This is a genomic window from Corynebacterium sp. HMSC11D10 (assembly GCF_001806995.1).
Lineage (GTDB): Bacteria > Actinomycetota > Actinomycetes > Mycobacteriales > Mycobacteriaceae > Corynebacterium > Corynebacterium coyleae.
The window spans coordinates 24,786-40,020 of sequence record NZ_KV787039.1 but is presented as its reverse complement, the minus strand read 5'-3'; the positions used below and the strand labels follow the sequence as shown (position 1 = coordinate 40,020).

Genomic DNA, 15,235 nt, shown 5'->3' with positions numbered 1-15,235 from the left:
TCGACACCGAAATCCCGTCCCCGGTTGCTGGCACGATCATCGAGATCCTCGCTGAAGAGGACGATACCGTTGAGGTGGGCGACGTCATCGTGGTCATCGGCGACGCTGACGCCGCTGCTGCTTCCGACGACTCCGCCGACGAGGCCGAGGACGAGGTCGAAGAGGCTGAAGAAAAGGCCGAGGAGAAGGCTGAAGAGAAGAAGCCGGAGCCGAAGGAAGAGCCGAAGCAGGAGGCTCCGAAGGCTGCTTCCACCGACTCCAAGAACGCTTCGGCGAAGGTCAACAACGGCGACAACGTCCCGTACGTCACCCCGCTGGTGCGCAAGCTGGCTGAGAAGCACGGCGTTGATCTGAACACGGTTGAGGGCACTGGTGTTGGTGGCCGCATCCGTAAGCAGGATGTCCTGGCTGCCGCTGAGGGCGGTAAGGCTGAGGGCACCACCGCTGCGTCTTCGACGAAGGAGCAGACACAGCAGCCGAAGGGCGAGCGTGCGAACTGGTCCACCAAGTCTGTGGATCCGGCGAAGGCAGAGCTCATCGGCACCACCCAGCGTGTGAACCGCATCCGCGAGATCACCGCTGCGAAGATGGTCGAGTCGCTGCAGACCACTGCTCAGCTCACCCACGTGCAGGAAGTCGACGTCACCCGTGTGGCGGAGCTGCGCAAGAAGGTGAAGCCGGCGTTCGTCGAGAAGCATGGCGCAAACATCACGTACCTGGCCTTCTTCATCAAGGCCACGGCAGAGGCGCTTGTGTCCCACCCGAACGTGAACGCTTCCTACGACGCGGATGCGAAGGAGATCACCTACCACGAGGACGTCAGCATCGGTATCGCTGTTGATACCCCGATGGGTCTGCTGGTGCCGGTGATCAAGCAGGCGCAGAAGAAGAACCTTGCGGAGATTGCGAAGGCGATCACCGACCTGGCCGAGCGCGCACGCAACAAGAAGCTGCGTCCGGACGACCTGTCTGGCGCAACCTTCACGGTGACCAACATTGGTTCCGAGGGTGCGCTGCTGGATACTCCGGTGCTGCCCCCGCCGCAGGCTGGCATTCTGGGTACGGCTGCGATTGAGAAGCGCCCGGTCATCGTGACCGAGGATGGCATTGACTCCATCGCGATCCGTCAGATGTGCTACCTGCCGTTCACCTACGATCACCAGCTGATCGACGGTGCGGACGCTGGTCGTTTCGTCACGACCATCAAGGACCGCATCGAGGAGGGTGACTTCGAGGCTGACCTCGATATCTAACCTCTAGCAGGCGAAAGCCCGGCACTGATTTATGTCAGTGCCGGGCCTTCTTTTTATGTTTACACTGGCGCGCATGACAGGCACATTCAAATCTTTCCGCAACAACACTGAACATTTCATGCGCGAGGCACTCGGCGGCCTTGTGGCCGCGCATCCTTTTGCGGAGTGGCACAACGAGGGGTTCGTGGGGCTTTTGCGTGACGACGACTCCCCCGCCCGCGTCGCCGTCATCTCCGGCGGCGGGTCGGGCCACGAGCCGATGCACGCCGGGTTCGTCGGCGAGGGGATGCTGGACGCGGCTTGCCCGGGGCTGCTGTTTACGTCCCCGAACGCGGTGCAGATTGGCGCGGCAACGGAGTGGGCAGATCGTGGCCGTGGTGTTGTGCATGTGGTGAAGAACTACACGGGCGACGTCATGAACTTCACCGTGGCGGGAAACCATGCCGAGGCTGAAGTAAGGCAGGTGTTGGTGGCTGACGATGTGGCAACCGAGATCGACAACGATGACTCGCCGGGGAGGCGGGGTACGGGGGCGACGGTGATCGTCGAGAAGATTGCGGGTGCTGCTGCGGCGCGTGGCGACGACCTCGGCGCCGTTGCGGAGGTTGCGCAGCGGGCGGCGGATCAGTCGCGAAGCATGGCGGTGGCGCTGCAGCCTGGTCACTCCCCGACGAGTGACCGCGCGACGTTCGACCTCGACGAGGGGCAGATTGAGGTCGGTGTTGGTATTCACGGTGAGCCGGGTGTGGAGCGTCGTGATCAGGCGGGGTCGAAGCCGTCGGCAAAGGCGTTGGTTGAGGAGCTCCTCGATGCGGTGCTGGCCTCGCTCAAGGACAACGGCGTTGAGGTGGATGACGCCATGCTGTTTGTGAACGGTTTGGGTGGCACGAGCGAGCTGGAGTTAGACCTGGTGTTCGGCGAGGCCCTCAAGCAGTTGTCGGACCGTGGTGTGACGGTGCGTCGCGGCATGCGTGGGTCGTTGGTGACGTCGCTGAACATGGCTGGTATTTCGCTGACGGTGACAGCACTCGACGACGAGCTCATCAGCCTGCTCGACGCGGAAACCCAGGCACCAGCCTGGCCTGATTTGGTCCGCGACCCGCAGTATGCGGACGCCACCATGACGGATGACGAGCAACAGCCCGATAACGGTGGGGAAAACGTGTGGCTTTCGGCCTTTGTGGATCGCCTCGCAGCTGCCTACGACGACCTGACGGCGCTAGACCGCGAGGCAGGCGACGGCGACTTCGGCCAGAACATGGAGGCGGCCTTCGGTGATATGACTACCCCGATTCGGGGCAATGATTCCGAGGTGCTGAACTTCTTCGCCCATCGGATGTTGGTTCGCGCGGGTGGTACGTCGGGGGCGGTGCTGGGCACGTTCTTCCGCGAGATGGCTGACGTGTTTGAGCGCGCCAATGTGGATTCGCGGGAAGCGGACGGCCAGGCATTCGGAACAGCACTGGCTGAGGGCCTGCGAGACGGTGTGGCGGCCATCACCGAACTTGGCGGTGCGAAGGAGGGCGACAACACGCTTATCGACGCGCTCGTGCCCGCCGCAAAGGCCACCGAATCGCTCGATGGCGCTGCCACTGTGGAGGACGTTCTTGAGCACGTATTTGCAGCTGCCGTCGAGGGCGCAAAGTCCACCCGCGGTATGCAGGCGAAGAAGGGCCGGGCCTCCTACCTGGGAGAAAGCGCAAAGGACGTGCCGGATCCCGGCGCGATTGCGGTGACGTGGTTGTTTGGTGCAGCGGACGTGAGGGAGTTCTAAAACCCTGGTAGACCGCTTTGTCTTATTGGTGGGTGTCACGGACGTGTTTGCCCGCTATGCTTGGGCGTGCTCGTACGCCCCGAGATAAGGAGCCTTCAGTTGGATTACATTTCCCGTCATATTGGCCCAAACCAGGATGAACAGCAGCAATTGCTGGACGCGCTGGGTTACGAAAGTATCGATGCGCTGATTGCTGCAGCGGTGCCAGGCGGGATCCTGGCTGAGCAGCCGCTTGATCTGCCGGATGCGCTTACGGAATACGAGGCTCAGGCTCGACTGCGTGAGTTGGCTGGCAAGAACAAGGTCTTGCGCGCGTTCTATGGCCAGGGCTTTAACTCGACTCTCACGCCACCGGTGATTCGTCGTGGTGTGGTGGAGGATGCTGGCTGGTATACCGCGTATACCCCGTATCAGCCGGAAATCTCTCAGGGGCGCCTGGAGGCGCTGCTGAATTTCCAGACCATGGTGCAGGATCTGACTGGTTTGGATATTGCGAACGCTTCGCTTCTCGACGAAGCCTCAGCCGCCGCGGAAGCAGTTGGCCTGATGGCTCGTGTGGTGAAGAAGGGTCGCCGTGTGCTGTTGGATGCTCGTTTGCATCCGCAGGTGATCAACGTGGCTGCAGAGCGCGCCCGTGCGATTGATCTTGAGGTTGAGGTTGTTGACCTCACCGAGGGTGTTGTCGGCGAGGACCTGGTGGGCGCGGTGTTTGCCTACCCGGGTACCGAGGGCGACGTTGCGGATCCGCGTCCGGTGATCGAGGCGATCCACGAGCGTGGTGGCCTGGTTGCGGTTGACGCGGACATTCTTGCGCTGACGCTGTTGGAGTCCCCTGGTGAGTTCGGTGCGGATATCGCAATCGGCACCACGCAGCGTCTTGGTGTGCCGCTGTTCTACGGTGGCCCGCACGCCGCCTACATGGCTGTGCGTGAGAAGTTGCAGCGTCAGATGCCAGGCCGCCTCGTTGGCGTGTCCAAGGATGCGGAGGGCTACCCCGCATACCGCCTGGCGTTGCAGACGCGTGAGCAGCACATTCGTCGTGAGCGTGCGACGTCCAACATCTGTACCGCTCAGGCACTGCTTGCGGTCACCGCGTCGATGTACGCGGTCTACCACGGCCCGGACGGGCTGACGGAGATCGCCGGCACGATCCACCAGCGCGCGACGGATTCTGCTGCCGCTCTTGAGAAGGCTGGCGTGAAGGTCAAGCACGCCGAGTTCTTCGACACTGTTGCGGTGGAAGTTGAGGGGGCGCGTGGTGTCGTCGATAAGTTTGCGCAGGCAGGCTACCTCGTTCGCGCGATCGACGACAAGACTGTCGGCGTGTCCTTCGGCGAGGACACCACGGATGCGGATGTTTCGGCGCTGCTGGCCGGCTTCGGCGCGGAGGCTGCGACCGGCGAGTCTCGTATCCCTGCGGCACTTGTGCGCAAGACCGAGTTCCTCACCCACGAGACGTTTAACCGCATCCACTCTGAGACCCAGATGATGCGCTACATCCGCGAACTCGGCGACAAGGACCTGGCGCTGGACCGCACGATGATCCCGCTGGGTTCCTGCACGATGAAGCTCAACCCGACCGCGGGCCTTGAGGCGATTACCTGGCCTGGTTTTGCCAACGTGCACCCTTACACTCCGGATGAGTACACCGAGGGCTGGCGCGAACTTATCGACGAAATCCGCTCCTGGCTGGTCGAAATCACCGGCTACGCCGAGGTGTCCGTCCAGCCGAACTCGGGTGCGAACGGCGAGTTGGCCGGTCTGTTGGCGATCCGTCGCTACCACGTGGCCAACGGCGACACCGAGCGCGACATCTGCCTGATTCCGGCGTCGGCGCACGGTACGAACGCGGCGTCGGCGACGCTGGCGAACCTGCGGGTGGTCGTCGTCAAGACTGCTGCCGATGGTTCCATCGACATCAACGACTTGGACGAGAAGCTGGCCAAGCACGAAGGCCACGTCGCAGCCATCATGCTCACCTACCCCTCCACGCACGGCGTGTACGAGGAAGACGTGCGCGTGGTCTGTGACAAGGTGCATGCGGCTGGCGGCCAGGTCTACATCGACGGCGCGAACATGAACGCCCTGACCGGCATCGCCCGCCCGGGTGACTTCGGCGGCGACGTGTCTCACCTGAACCTGCACAAGACGTTCACCATCCCGCACGGTGGCGGTGGCCCGGGTGTTGGCCCGATCGGTGTGGCCGAGCACCTCATCCCGTTCTTGCCGTCCAACCCGAACGTGCCGCTGGAGCAGGCCGCTGCGGAGATCGACGGCTCGGCTGGCGTGCCGGTGGCCTCCACCCTGTTTGGCTCGGCTGGTGTGCTGCCGATTTCCTGGTCGTACATCGCCATGTCCGGTGCGGCAGGACTGCGCAGTGCCACGGCGCACGCGGTGCTGAACGCGAACTGCATTGCGAAGGAACTCAACGACTCCTTCCCGGTCCTCTACACCGGCAACAACGGGCTTGTCGGCCACGAGTGCATCCTGGATCTGCGCGAACTCACCGATCAGTCCGGTGTGACCGCCGCCGATGTGGCCAAGCGTCTGGTGGACTACGGCTTCCACGCCCCTACCCTGGCATTCCCGGTTGCGGGCACGCTCATGGTGGAGCCGACCGAGTCCGAGGACCTGGCTGAGATCGACCGCTTCATCGAGGCAATGCGCTCCATCCGTGCGGAGATCCAGGAGATCATCGACGGCAAGATCGAGTACGAAAACTCCGTGGTCCACAACGCGCCGTACACCGCGCACAGCGTGGCCCGTGACGAGTGGCCGTACGAGTTCACCCGTGAGCAGGCCGCCTACCCGGTGGATCGTCTCGTCCACCAGAAGTACTTCCCGCCAGTGCGTCGTGTTGACGAAGCATTCGGCGACCGCAACCTCCAGTGCGCATGCCCGCCGCCGGAAGCATTCGACATCACTGACGACACTGACGGCACCGACAACTAGGAGTAAGGAGAACACCCATGCCACAGACTCCCCTGTTTGCTAAGCACGAGGCGCTCAACGCCTCCTTCACCGACTTCGGTGGCTGGACCATGCCGCTGAAGTACGCCTCCGAGTTGGAAGAGCACCGCGCGGTGCGCAACGACGTTGGCATTTTCGACCTGTCCCACATGGGCGAAATTGACGTCAAGGGCCCGGATGCTGCAGCGTTTTTGGACTACGCGTTGATCTCCAGCATGTCCATCCTGAAGGTGGGCAAGGCGAAGTATTCGATGATTGTCGATGAACACGGCGGCATCCTCGACGACTTGATCACCTACCGCTTCGACGACGACCACTTCATGGTTGTGCCCAATGCTGGCAACACCGCAGCCGTATGGGCGGCGTTCGAGGCACGCAAGGGGGACTTCGACGTCGAGCTGCGCAACGACTCCGAAGCCACCGGCCTGGTTGCTGTCCAGGGTCCGCGCTCGCTCGAGGTGCTCAACCCGCTGCTGGACGGCGATGCTGGCGCGCTTGAGTACTACTCCGGCGCTTGGTTCTCGCTTCGCTCGAACCAAGCGACAATCGACGTGTTTGTCGCTCGCACCGGTTACACCGGTGAGGACGGCTTCGAACTGTTCTGCGCGGCCGAGGACACCGTTGCCGTGTGGGACGCCGTCATCGGCTCCGGTACCCCGTGCGGTCTGGCTGCACGTGACTCGCTGCGTCTCGAGGCATCCATGCCGCTCTACGGCAACGAATTGACCACCGACATCACCCCGGTGGAGGCCGGGATGGGCCGTGCGTTTGCAAAGAAGGAGGCGGACTTCGTCGGTAAGCAGGCGCTCACTGGTCGTGAACCAAGCGTCGTTATCGCTGGTCTGACGTCTGAGCAGCGCCGTGCCGCACGTCAGGGCGCCGAGGTGTACCTGGCGGGTACTGAGGACAAGATCGGCGTGGTCACCTCTGGCCAGCCGTCGCCGACGCTGGGATACCCGGTGGCACTCGCACATGTGGATCCGGCACACACGGAAGTGGGCACCGAAGTGGAAGTTGATATCCGCGGACGCCGTTACCCGTTTACTATTGCAGCAACCCCGTTTTACACCCGAGAGGACGCATAACTATGGCTCTGAAGCAGGATTTCTACTACTCCGAGGACCACGAGTGGATCAACGCCACCCCGGACACCGCCGTTGGCCAGACCGTACGCGTGGGCATCACCCACGTCGCTGCTGACCGCCTCGGTGAGGTTGTGTTCGCGGAACTGCCGCAGGTCGGCGACACCGTCACCGCAGGCGAAACCTGCGGTGAGATCGAGTCCACCAAGTCGGTCTCTGATCTGTACTCCCCGGTCACCGGCACGGTCACCGCTGTCAACGAGGACATCGACGGCGCGTATGAGGCCATCAACAACGACCCGTACGGCGAAGGCTGGCTCTACGAGGTTGAGGTCGAAGAGGTCGGCCCGCTCATGACCGCCGACGAGTACGGCGCCGCTAACGGCGTGTAGTACACATCTCTGCCGGGGACTAGGGTTGGGCGCATGACTGCGCCACGTGACCCGTTTTTCCCCGCCGAGAAGTCCATCCGAGCCTCAGACTCGCCCATTGACGTGCGCGATCTGGGGCTCGTGGATTATCAGCAGGCCTGGGATCTTCAGGCCGAGATTGCCGCGCAGCGCGCCAAGGATGAGGTGGGCGACACCATCCTGGTGTTGGAGCACCCCTCCACATTCACTGCCGGCAAGCGCACCCAGCCGGAGGATATGCCGGATGCTTCCTACCCCGTCCCGGTTGTGACGGTGGACCGTGGCGGTCGCATCACCTGGCACGGCGAAGGCCAACTCGTGGTGTACCCGATTATTAAGTTGGCCGAGCCGGTAGACGTCGTCGATTATGTGCGCCGCCTCGAAGAAGCCCTCATTCAGACCGTGCGGGCAGCCGGGGTGACCACCGCAGGGCGTATCGACGGCCGCTCGGGCGTCTGGGTACCCGCTGAAACCAAGGCGGCCTCCCCTGAGGCCTCGACACGTGAGCGCAAGATCGCAGCACTTGGCATCCGCATCACCCGCGGGGTGACCATGCATGGGCTGAGTCTGAACTGCGATAACACGCTCGAACACTACGAACACATCGTCGCCTGCGGTATCGACGACGCCGACGTGACCACCATGTCGCTCGAACTCGGACGCGACATCACGCCTGCCGATATGGCTGGCCCTGTCGTGCACGAACTCAAGCGAGCTTTGGCTGGTGAACTGGTGGTAGCGGACCATACGTTTGCCACTCGGCCGGACCCGTCGAAGGGTTTGACAAAACATGTACGGTAGGGGGCGTGACTGTAGCACCAGAAGGACGCAAGCTGCTGCGCGTTGAGGCGCGCAACTCGCAGACACCAATTGAGAAGAAACCACGCTGGATCCGCAACTCTGTAAAGACCGGTCCCGAATACGAGGACATGAAGCAAAAGGTCAAGGGAGCGGGGCTGCACACCGTGTGCCAGGAAGCCGGCTGCCCCAATATTCACGAGTGCTGGGAATCGCGTGAGGCAACGTTCCTCATCGGCGGATCGCGTTGCTCGCGCCGTTGCGATTTCTGTGACATCGCCTCCGGCAAACCGGATCCGTTGGACCGCGACGAACCGCGTCGCGTGGCAGAAGAGGTCAAGAGCCTCAACCTGAACTACTCCACCATCACCGGTGTGACCCGCGACGACCTCGAAGACGAGGGTGCTTGGCTATACGCAGAGGTCGTCCGCAAGATCCACGAACTTAACCCAAACACCGGCGTGGAAAACCTTACTCCGGACTTCTCCGGCAAGCCGGATCTGCTCCAGGAAGTGTTCGAAGCACGCCCTGAGGTCTTCGCCCACAACCTGGAGACTGTCCCGCGCATCTTCAAGCGCATCCGTCCGGCATTCCGTTACGAGCGATCTCTGGACGTTATCCGCCAGGCACGTGACTTCGGTTTGATCACCAAGTCCAACCTCATCCTCGGCATGGGTGAGACCCGTGAAGAGGTCCTGGAGGCACTCAACGACCTCGTTGATGCCGGCTGCGACATCATTACCATTACGCAGTACTTGCGCCCAGGCCCGACGTACCACCCGATCGATCGTTGGGTGAAGCCGGAAGAGTTCATCGAGTACCGCGACGCTGCTTACGAGATGGGCTTCGGCGCTGTCATGTCCGGTCCGCTGGTCCGCTCCTCCTACCGTGCAGGCAAGCTCTACGTGGAAGCAATGAAGCACCGTGGGCTCGAACTGCCGGAGAACCTGAAGCACCTCGCGGAAACGTCTCAGGGTGAGACCGCGCAGGAAGCCTCGTCGCTGCTGAAGAAGTACGGCGCGTCTGAGGACCACCCTGTAGAGACCCACTAGGGGTCTTTGGCCCGCGTCTTAGCTGTGGCATACAGTATTGGCCATGGCTAAGACGCAGGACAAGGCAGCCGCAAAGGCTGCGAAACAGGAACAGCGCGCGGCGAAGCGCGCGAAGAGCAAGGCAACGCGCGGGCAAATCGTCCAGGCGTTTAATATTCAGCGCAAGCGCGACAAGGCGCTTATCCCGATCATGCTGGCCTGTGTGCTCGGCGTCGGGTTGCTATTCTTCCTCCTCGGCCTGTGGTGGGGCATGAAGTGGCTCTGGCTCGTCTTCGGCCTCGTTCTGGGTGCCGTGCTGGCAATGTTTGTCTTCTCCCGTCGCCTGGAGCGCTCCATGTACGAAGAGGTCGGCGACACCCCAGGCGCTGCCGGCTGGACACTGGAGAACATGCGCAACACGATGGGCATCGTGTGGCTGACTAAGACCGGCGTGCAGGCGAATACTTCCATGGACACCGTCCACCGCGTAGTGGGCAACCCGGGTGTGGTCCTGGTCGGCGAGGGTAACCCGAACCGTTTGAAGACCCTGATGTCCAAGGAGCACAAGCGCGTCGACCGTCTGCTGGCTGGTGTACCGATCTACGAGGTGTATGTCGGTGAAGGCGAAGACCAGGTGCGCACTCGCGATCTGCAGAAGCACCTGCTGAAGCTGCCGAAGAACTACCAGAAGAACGAGGTATACAACCTCGCAGCGAAGTTGGACGCAATGGATTCACGCGCACGCAACGGCCAGATGCCGGGCCTGCCGGGTGGTCCACTGCCAAAGCAGGCACAGAACATGGCGGGTATGAACCGCAAGATGCGCCGTATGCAAGAGCGCAAGGGCGGAAAGTAACCCCCGAATCCCCCCTGTGATCCGCTCGCTACCTGGAACGGATCACTGTTGTGGTGGTGGCGCGGTCATGCATGCCGCGCCCGTCGGCGTCGACAAGCGCTGCGGGCAACACGAAGCCGGTGAGGACGGTGCGCAACGCTGCGCGCCACAGTCCCACCGGCGCTTCTTCGTCTACACGCGCCACCCCCATGCCGAGCGCAGCCATACCTGGGGTGCGGGCGAACAACCAGCCTCCCAGGATTCCCAGCACGATCCACAGCAGGTAGGTCAGCGTGTACTTGTCCCCCAACGCTGAGGTGTTCTGGGTGATCAGGGATGCGGCGATCGCGCAGATTGTCCAGTCGATGAGCACCCCGCCCATGCGTCGCGCCACCGATGCTTGCGAGCCGGCACCTTTCTCCGGCATGCCGAGGAACTCCCCCGGATAGGACGGCAGATGGTCCTCGCCGTTGAATTGATTAGGGATTTCTGGGCCGTTGCGCCAGTCAGGTCGTCGATTAGCAGCCATACTCTATGAGCCTAGCGGTGTACAGGTCTACACTTGTAACCGCTTATGACAGCCGACCGACGAGGAGTACCGCCCGTGTCCTTCGACAACATCGAAGACGTTAAAAAGTTCATTGTCGACGAGGGGGTGGAATTCGTTGACGTGCGCTTCACCGACGTGCCCGGCATCGAACACCACTTCTCCATCCCGGCCTCCATGTTCGACGAAGACGTGATGGAAGAGGGCCTCGCTTTCGACGGCTCCTCCATCCGCGGCTTCACCACGATCGAAGAGTCCGACATGACGCTCATGCCGGACCTGGCCACCGCGAAGCTCGACCAGTTCCGTGGCTCGAAGACGCTAAACGTGAAGTTTTTTGTCAACGACCCGTTCACCCACGAACCGTTCTCGCGCGACCCGCGCAACGTAGCCAAGAAGGCCGAGGAGTACCTGCGCTCCACCGGCATCGCAGACACCTGCTCGATCGGCGCCGAGGCCGAGTTCTACCTGTTTGACTCCATCCGCTACGAGGTGGACGCCCATACTGCGTTCTACGAGATCGACGCGGAAGAAGGCTGGTGGAACCGTGGTGCCGAGGCTGATGTCGATGGCGGCCCGAACCTGGGCTACAAGAACCGTGTGAAGGGTGGCTACTTCCCCGTCCCGCCGCACGACAAGACCGTCGAGGTGCGCGACGCGATGGTGCGCAACCTGGCTGAATCCGGTTTTGAGATCGAGCGTTTCCACCGCGAGGTGGGCAACGGCGGCCAGCAGGAGATCAACTACCGCTTCAACACCCTGCTGCATGCGGCGGATGATCTGCAGGACTTCAAGTACATCGTGAAGAACACTGCCACCCAGTTCGGTAAGACCGTCACGTTCATGCCGAAGCCGCTCGCTGGTGACAACGGCTCGGGCATGCACGCCCACCAGTCGCTGTGGAAGGACGGCGAGCCGCTGTTTTACGACGAGTCCGGCTACGGTGGCCTGTCCGACATCGCCCGCTGGTACATCGGCGGCCTGCTCGAGCACGCAGGTGCCGTACTCGCCTTCACCAACCCGACGCTGAACTCCTACCACCGCCTGGTGCCGGGCTTCGAGGCCCCGATCAACCTGGTGTACTCCCAGCGCAACCGTTCCGCTGCCATCCGCATCCCGATCACGGGTGCGAACCCGAAGGCGAAGCGCATCGAGTTCCGCGCACCGGACCCGTCGGGCAACCCTTACCTCGGCTTCGCAGCCATGCTCATGGCAGGTATCCACGGCATCAAGAACCGCATCGAGCCGCACGCCCCGGTGGACAAGGACCTCTACGAACTGCCACCAGAAGAGGCCAAGGACATCCCGCAGGCACCGACCTCGCTTGAGGCTGCCCTGCAGGCGCTTGAGGCTGACCATGACTTCCTCACCGAGGGCGACGTGTTCACCGAAGACTTGATCGAGACCTACATCAAGCTGAAGTACGACAACGAGATCACCCCGGTGCGCTTACGCCCAACGCCGCAGGAATTCGAGATGTATTTCGACTGCTAGATCAGAGGCAAAACAGCGGCTCGATGGTGGCTGAAATAGCCTCGTTCTCCGCTAAGCCTTAGATAACTTTGTATAGCCTGACCTGCGGAAGGTCAGGCTATACATGCTTGCGCAGGCAAAACAATGGGTTCATAGTGGGCGCTATGACTGATCTGATGGCACGCCCCAATGACTGCTCCGCCGACTGCCCGGTGGTGCACGACCTGCACCCGATGCAGCACGTTGAGCCCGGCACCAGCGAGCGGCTCAACCGCCTCCGCGCGGCCGTCCTTGGCGCGAACGACGGCATTGTCTCCACGGCGGCTGTCGTCGTGGGTGTAGCGGGCGCGACCGCGAACCAGACGACGATTGCCATGTCCGGTTTGGCCGCCGTCGTTGGTGGTGCTGTGTCGATGGCGCTTGGCGAATACGTCTCGGTGTCGTCGCAACGCGACTCGGAGCGCTCCATGGGCTTTGCGGAGCACCAGCAGGTCAATCCATGGTCAGCCGGTATCGCGTCGTTCCTGTCGTTCATCTTGGGTGCGGTGCTGCCATTTGTGACCGCGATACTGGCGCCGGAGTCCGTCCGCATTGTGTCGATCTTCGCTGTGACGCTCGTTGCGCTTGCACTCACCGGCGCACTGTCGGCAAAGCTTGGCGATTCCCCGGTGCTCCGCCCGGTTCTGCGCATCGTCGTCGGTGGAACACTCGGCCTAGCGATGACTTTTGCGGTGGGTTCGCTCTTCGGCGCCGCTGCACTTTAGTGTCCAGAGTGGCGGTAGCGATTTGGATCGTATCCGTTTGACGTGGGAAAACACCCAAACCACACAACTCCACACAAAGTACACAACTCCACACAAACCACATAGCTTCACATAACATCGGTAGCGTCGCCGACATCCTGCGCGTGCCAGAGGATGAGTATCCCGAACTGCCGAATGGCCAGGTACAACAAAAGGGATTACCATACATGGGGTGATGAACAAGCTCCGCCAACTTCCTCCGGCCGGCCCCGCATGGGGCGGCAGCCTCATGGGTACGTCGATCGTGTCGCGACTGCTCGTCGAAAAGAACATGATGCTTGGCGCGAGCATCTTCGCAGCGATCGCCTCCGCAATCCTCGTTGTATTAGTGGTTGGCTTTGTCACATACCGCCAGCCGAGCTTCAAACGCACCTCAATGGCGGAATGGTCGATGTTCTTCATCGGAATCCTCGCGCTCGGCGCCGCACTGTCTGGGTTGACGGATGTGCCGGTGTACCGCCTGGTCGGCTTTTGGATCGGCGCGCCCGTCACCACCTTGACCTGGGCGATCCAACTCACGCGATTCGAAGGAAAACCACGGTTTACGTGGGGGCTGCCGCTTGTCGGCCCGATGATCTCCGCGTCTGTGGCCGGCTGGCTGGCCCGCGACTACGGGCAGATTTACCACGTCATGGGCACAGTGTTTTTCTTCATGTCGCTGCTGACCGCAGTGCCGGTGTTCATGCGCGTCTACTGGGCTGCCTGGCACGGTGAGGTTGATCTGTCGGGCCCGAACTCTGCGACCGCATGGGTGCCGCTCGGCGTGATCGGCCAATCCACTACCGCGTTGCAGATCCTCTACCCCGGCTACTTCTCGGTCCACTACGGCTACGTGGCGCTTATGTTGTCCATCCCGCTGGCCATCTACGCCATGGTCACCTTCTACCCCAACGTCGCACGCTGGGCGCAGTACTCCCCCGCCTGGTGGTCGTGCACCTTCCCGCCGGGCACGGTGAGCATGGGTGGCCACCAGGTTGCCTTGGTCAACGGGTCGCACTGGCTGGACGCCGTTGCGTTGGCAATTCCGTTCCTGCTGCTCGCCCACTGGACGGTGTGCTCGAGCAGGTTCATCAGTTGGGTTATCGAAGGTCGCCGGGACAACAACTCGCAGTCGACGCAGACGCCCCAGACCTCGAAGGCTGCGCCCCAGATGGCGGCCTAGCGCGCCACGTTGAGGTCGACCTCGATCCCGCCAACGCGCCCGCGGGAGGTGAACTGCCACACCGCGGGCTCCGGGAACCCGAGCGGGCGCGGCCACTTCCCCAACTGCGCCGGGTCCGCCACGGTGTTGTCGCCCCAGTGCGCGAGCCACAATTCCCCAAACTGTGCAGGGCTGGCCAGCCCCATGTGCCGGCGCCAGTACCAGGCGTTGGTGTAAACCCCGGCCACTTCCACGCCAGCTTGGGTGAAGCACTCTACAGCGGTGTGGACGTCGTCAAGCGTAAGCCCCGCGGGTGACTCCACGTCGAGCCACATGGGCAATTGCGTATCGACGAGCACCTCACACGCCACCTCCACCTGCTGCTCGATCGTCGTGCCCTCTGAGGGGGCGCGGAGAAAGTGGTAGGTGGAGGTGTCGCAGCCGGCGGTGGTGGCGTCGAGAAGCAATTGCTCAAAACACGGGTCGCGGTAGGTGCCGTCCGTGGTGCGGATGATGGCGAAGTCGAAGCCGGTGAAGTCGAAGCCTCGTTGGTATTCGGAGACGTCGACGCCGAATCTCACCGCTTCTTCAGCCCCATGCGCGGGGTAAAGCTGCCTGGGTGGCGGCGCTGCGCTGCGGCATCGGCGATGGTCAGGCGCCACTTCGGGTCGGTCACCGGCATGTTGGAAATCGGGAACCAGCCGACCTCGACCGACTCGTCGTCACCGACGATGGGCACGGCGGTGGGGTCTGTAGCCTCGCAACGAATCTGCACCGACATGTACGTCGCCTTATCCCCGTTGTCGTGCGTGACCGGGCCAACCGCCCCGACGCCGAGGATTGCCGCCGGCTCGACCTCCACACCAGTCTCCTCGAGCACCTCGCGCACCGCGGCCATGTGAGGCTCCTCGCTCGGGTCCGCGATGCCGGTCACCGGGGTCCAGTTCCCATTGTCGGCGCGGCGCACGAGCAGCACGTCCGGCACCGCCCAGTCGGAGGTGTCGGCCGAGTCGCGCAACACCACCGCGCACACGCTTGGCACCCACATCAGGTCGGTGCCAATCTTTTTACGGGTCTCCACAATGAACTCCGGGATAGGCATGGGTACGAGTGTACAA

At 62.5% G+C, this 15,235-nt stretch carries 14 protein-coding genes; 11 read left to right on the top strand and 3 right to left on the bottom strand.

Annotated features, from left to right (window positions below; all coding sequences use genetic code 11):
• The 8 genes from sucB to HMPREF3120_RS03455 all read left to right on the top strand — a co-directional run.
• Positions 1 to 1,253: 2-oxoglutarate dehydrogenase, E2 component, dihydrolipoamide succinyltransferase (gene sucB, locus HMPREF3120_RS12345; protein WP_246815406.1), on the top strand; the 1,253-nt coding region annotated here is incomplete at its 5' end.
• Between the two features lie 73 nt (positions 1,254 to 1,326).
• On the top strand, positions 1,327 to 3,027 hold the full coding sequence (locus HMPREF3120_RS03485) for a dihydroxyacetone kinase family protein (protein ID WP_246815405.1): 1,701 nt from the start codon (positions 1,327 to 1,329) through the stop codon (positions 3,025 to 3,027).
• A 99-nt stretch (positions 3,028 to 3,126) separates the two neighbouring features.
• The gene (gene gcvP / locus HMPREF3120_RS03480; RefSeq protein WP_070450843.1) at positions 3,127 to 5,979 is read left to right on the top strand and encodes an aminomethyl-transferring glycine dehydrogenase; all 2,853 of its coding nucleotides are present in this window, start codon (positions 3,127 to 3,129) and stop codon (positions 5,977 to 5,979) included.
• A gap of 17 nt (positions 5,980 to 5,996) precedes the next feature.
• On the top strand, positions 5,997 to 7,082 hold the full coding sequence (gcvT, locus tag HMPREF3120_RS03475) for a glycine cleavage system aminomethyltransferase GcvT (RefSeq protein ID WP_070450841.1): 1,086 nt from the start codon (positions 5,997 to 5,999) through the stop codon (positions 7,080 to 7,082).
• A 2-nt stretch (positions 7,083 to 7,084) separates the two neighbouring features.
• Complete coding sequence (gene gcvH / locus HMPREF3120_RS03470; protein WP_070422154.1) at positions 7,085 to 7,471, top strand: glycine cleavage system protein GcvH; 387 nt, start codon at positions 7,085 to 7,087, stop codon at positions 7,469 to 7,471.
• A 33-nt stretch (positions 7,472 to 7,504) separates the two neighbouring features.
• Positions 7,505 to 8,290, top strand: coding sequence for a lipoyl(octanoyl) transferase LipB (gene lipB / locus HMPREF3120_RS03465; RefSeq protein ID WP_070450839.1), 786 nt, complete (start codon positions 7,505 to 7,507; stop codon positions 8,288 to 8,290).
• Between the two features lie 5 nt (positions 8,291 to 8,295).
• Positions 8,296 to 9,339 (top strand): lipoyl synthase, encoded by a 1,044-nt coding sequence (gene lipA / locus HMPREF3120_RS03460; protein WP_070450836.1) that lies wholly within the window; start codon positions 8,296 to 8,298, stop codon positions 9,337 to 9,339.
• A 43-nt stretch (positions 9,340 to 9,382) separates the two neighbouring features.
• Complete coding sequence (locus tag HMPREF3120_RS03455; protein WP_070450834.1) at positions 9,383 to 10,174, top strand: DUF4191 domain-containing protein; 792 nt, start codon at positions 9,383 to 9,385, stop codon at positions 10,172 to 10,174.
• Between the two features lie 28 nt (positions 10,175 to 10,202).
• Here HMPREF3120_RS03455 and HMPREF3120_RS03450 read toward each other — a convergent pair whose 3' ends face one another.
• A complete protein-coding gene (locus tag HMPREF3120_RS03450) occupies positions 10,203 to 10,682 on the bottom strand; it encodes an RDD family protein (protein WP_070422150.1) in 480 nt (159 codons plus the stop codon).
• Between the two features lie 45 nt (positions 10,683 to 10,727).
• On the opposite strand from HMPREF3120_RS03450, the gene glnA reads away from it, so the two are divergent.
• The 3 genes from glnA (at position 10,728) to HMPREF3120_RS03435 (ending at position 14,138) form a co-directional block, all read left to right on the top strand.
• Positions 10,728 to 12,194, top strand: coding sequence for a type I glutamate--ammonia ligase (gene glnA, locus HMPREF3120_RS03445; protein ID WP_371441189.1), 1,467 nt, complete (start codon positions 10,728 to 10,730; stop codon positions 12,192 to 12,194).
• Positions 12,195 to 12,406: 212 nt separating this feature from the next.
• Positions 12,407 to 12,937, top strand: a complete 531-nt coding sequence (locus HMPREF3120_RS03440) for a VIT1/CCC1 transporter family protein (RefSeq protein ID WP_208856598.1) — start codon at positions 12,407 to 12,409, stop codon at positions 12,935 to 12,937.
• Between the two features lie 214 nt (positions 12,938 to 13,151).
• The gene (locus HMPREF3120_RS03435; protein ID WP_083284759.1) at positions 13,152 to 14,138 is read left to right on the top strand and encodes a TDT family transporter; all 987 of its coding nucleotides are present in this window, start codon (positions 13,152 to 13,154) and stop codon (positions 14,136 to 14,138) included.
• Here HMPREF3120_RS03435 and HMPREF3120_RS03430 read toward each other — a convergent pair.
• Together HMPREF3120_RS03430 and HMPREF3120_RS03425 are read right to left on the bottom strand one after the other, a co-directional pair.
• Entirely contained in the window at positions 14,135 to 14,698 is a 564-nt protein-coding gene (locus HMPREF3120_RS03430; RefSeq protein ID WP_070450830.1) for a glycoside hydrolase family 25 protein, read from the bottom strand. The genes HMPREF3120_RS03435 and HMPREF3120_RS03430 overlap by 4 nt on opposite strands.
• A complete protein-coding gene (locus HMPREF3120_RS03425; protein ID WP_070450828.1) occupies positions 14,695 to 15,219 on the bottom strand; it encodes an NUDIX hydrolase in 525 nt (174 codons plus the stop codon). Before HMPREF3120_RS03425 ends, HMPREF3120_RS03430 begins: the two co-directional genes overlap by 4 nt.
• Positions 15,220 to 15,235 lie beyond the last annotated feature (16 nt).

What these genes read in the sequence shown, in the direction of transcription:
- HMPREF3120_RS03485 (WP_246815405.1), top strand. Translation starts at nt 1,327, where the DNA reads ATGACAGGCACATTCAAATCTTTCCGCAACAACACTGAACATTTCATG.
- gcvT (WP_070450841.1), top strand. Translation starts at nt 5,997, where the DNA reads ATGCCACAGACTCCCCTGTTTGCTAAGCACGAGGCGCTCAACGCCTCC.
- gcvH (WP_070422154.1), top strand. Translation starts at nt 7,085, where the DNA reads ATGGCTCTGAAGCAGGATTTCTACTACTCCGAGGACCACGAGTGGATC.
- lipB (WP_070450839.1), top strand. Translation starts at nt 7,505, where the DNA reads ATGACTGCGCCACGTGACCCGTTTTTCCCCGCCGAGAAGTCCATCCGA.
- HMPREF3120_RS03455 (WP_070450834.1), top strand. Translation starts at nt 9,383, where the DNA reads ATGGCTAAGACGCAGGACAAGGCAGCCGCAAAGGCTGCGAAACAGGAA.
- HMPREF3120_RS03450 (WP_070422150.1), bottom strand. Translation starts at nt 10,682, where the DNA reads ATGGCTGCTAATCGACGACCTGACTGGCGCAACGGCCCAGAAATCCCT.
- glnA (WP_371441189.1), top strand. Translation starts at nt 10,728, where the DNA reads ATGACAGCCGACCGACGAGGAGTACCGCCCGTGTCCTTCGACAACATC.
- HMPREF3120_RS03440 (WP_208856598.1), top strand. Translation starts at nt 12,407, where the DNA reads ATGCAGCACGTTGAGCCCGGCACCAGCGAGCGGCTCAACCGCCTCCGC.
- HMPREF3120_RS03435 (WP_083284759.1), top strand. Translation starts at nt 13,152, where the DNA reads ATGAACAAGCTCCGCCAACTTCCTCCGGCCGGCCCCGCATGGGGCGGC.
- HMPREF3120_RS03425 (WP_070450828.1), bottom strand. Translation starts at nt 15,219, where the DNA reads ATGCCTATCCCGGAGTTCATTGTGGAGACCCGTAAAAAGATTGGCACC.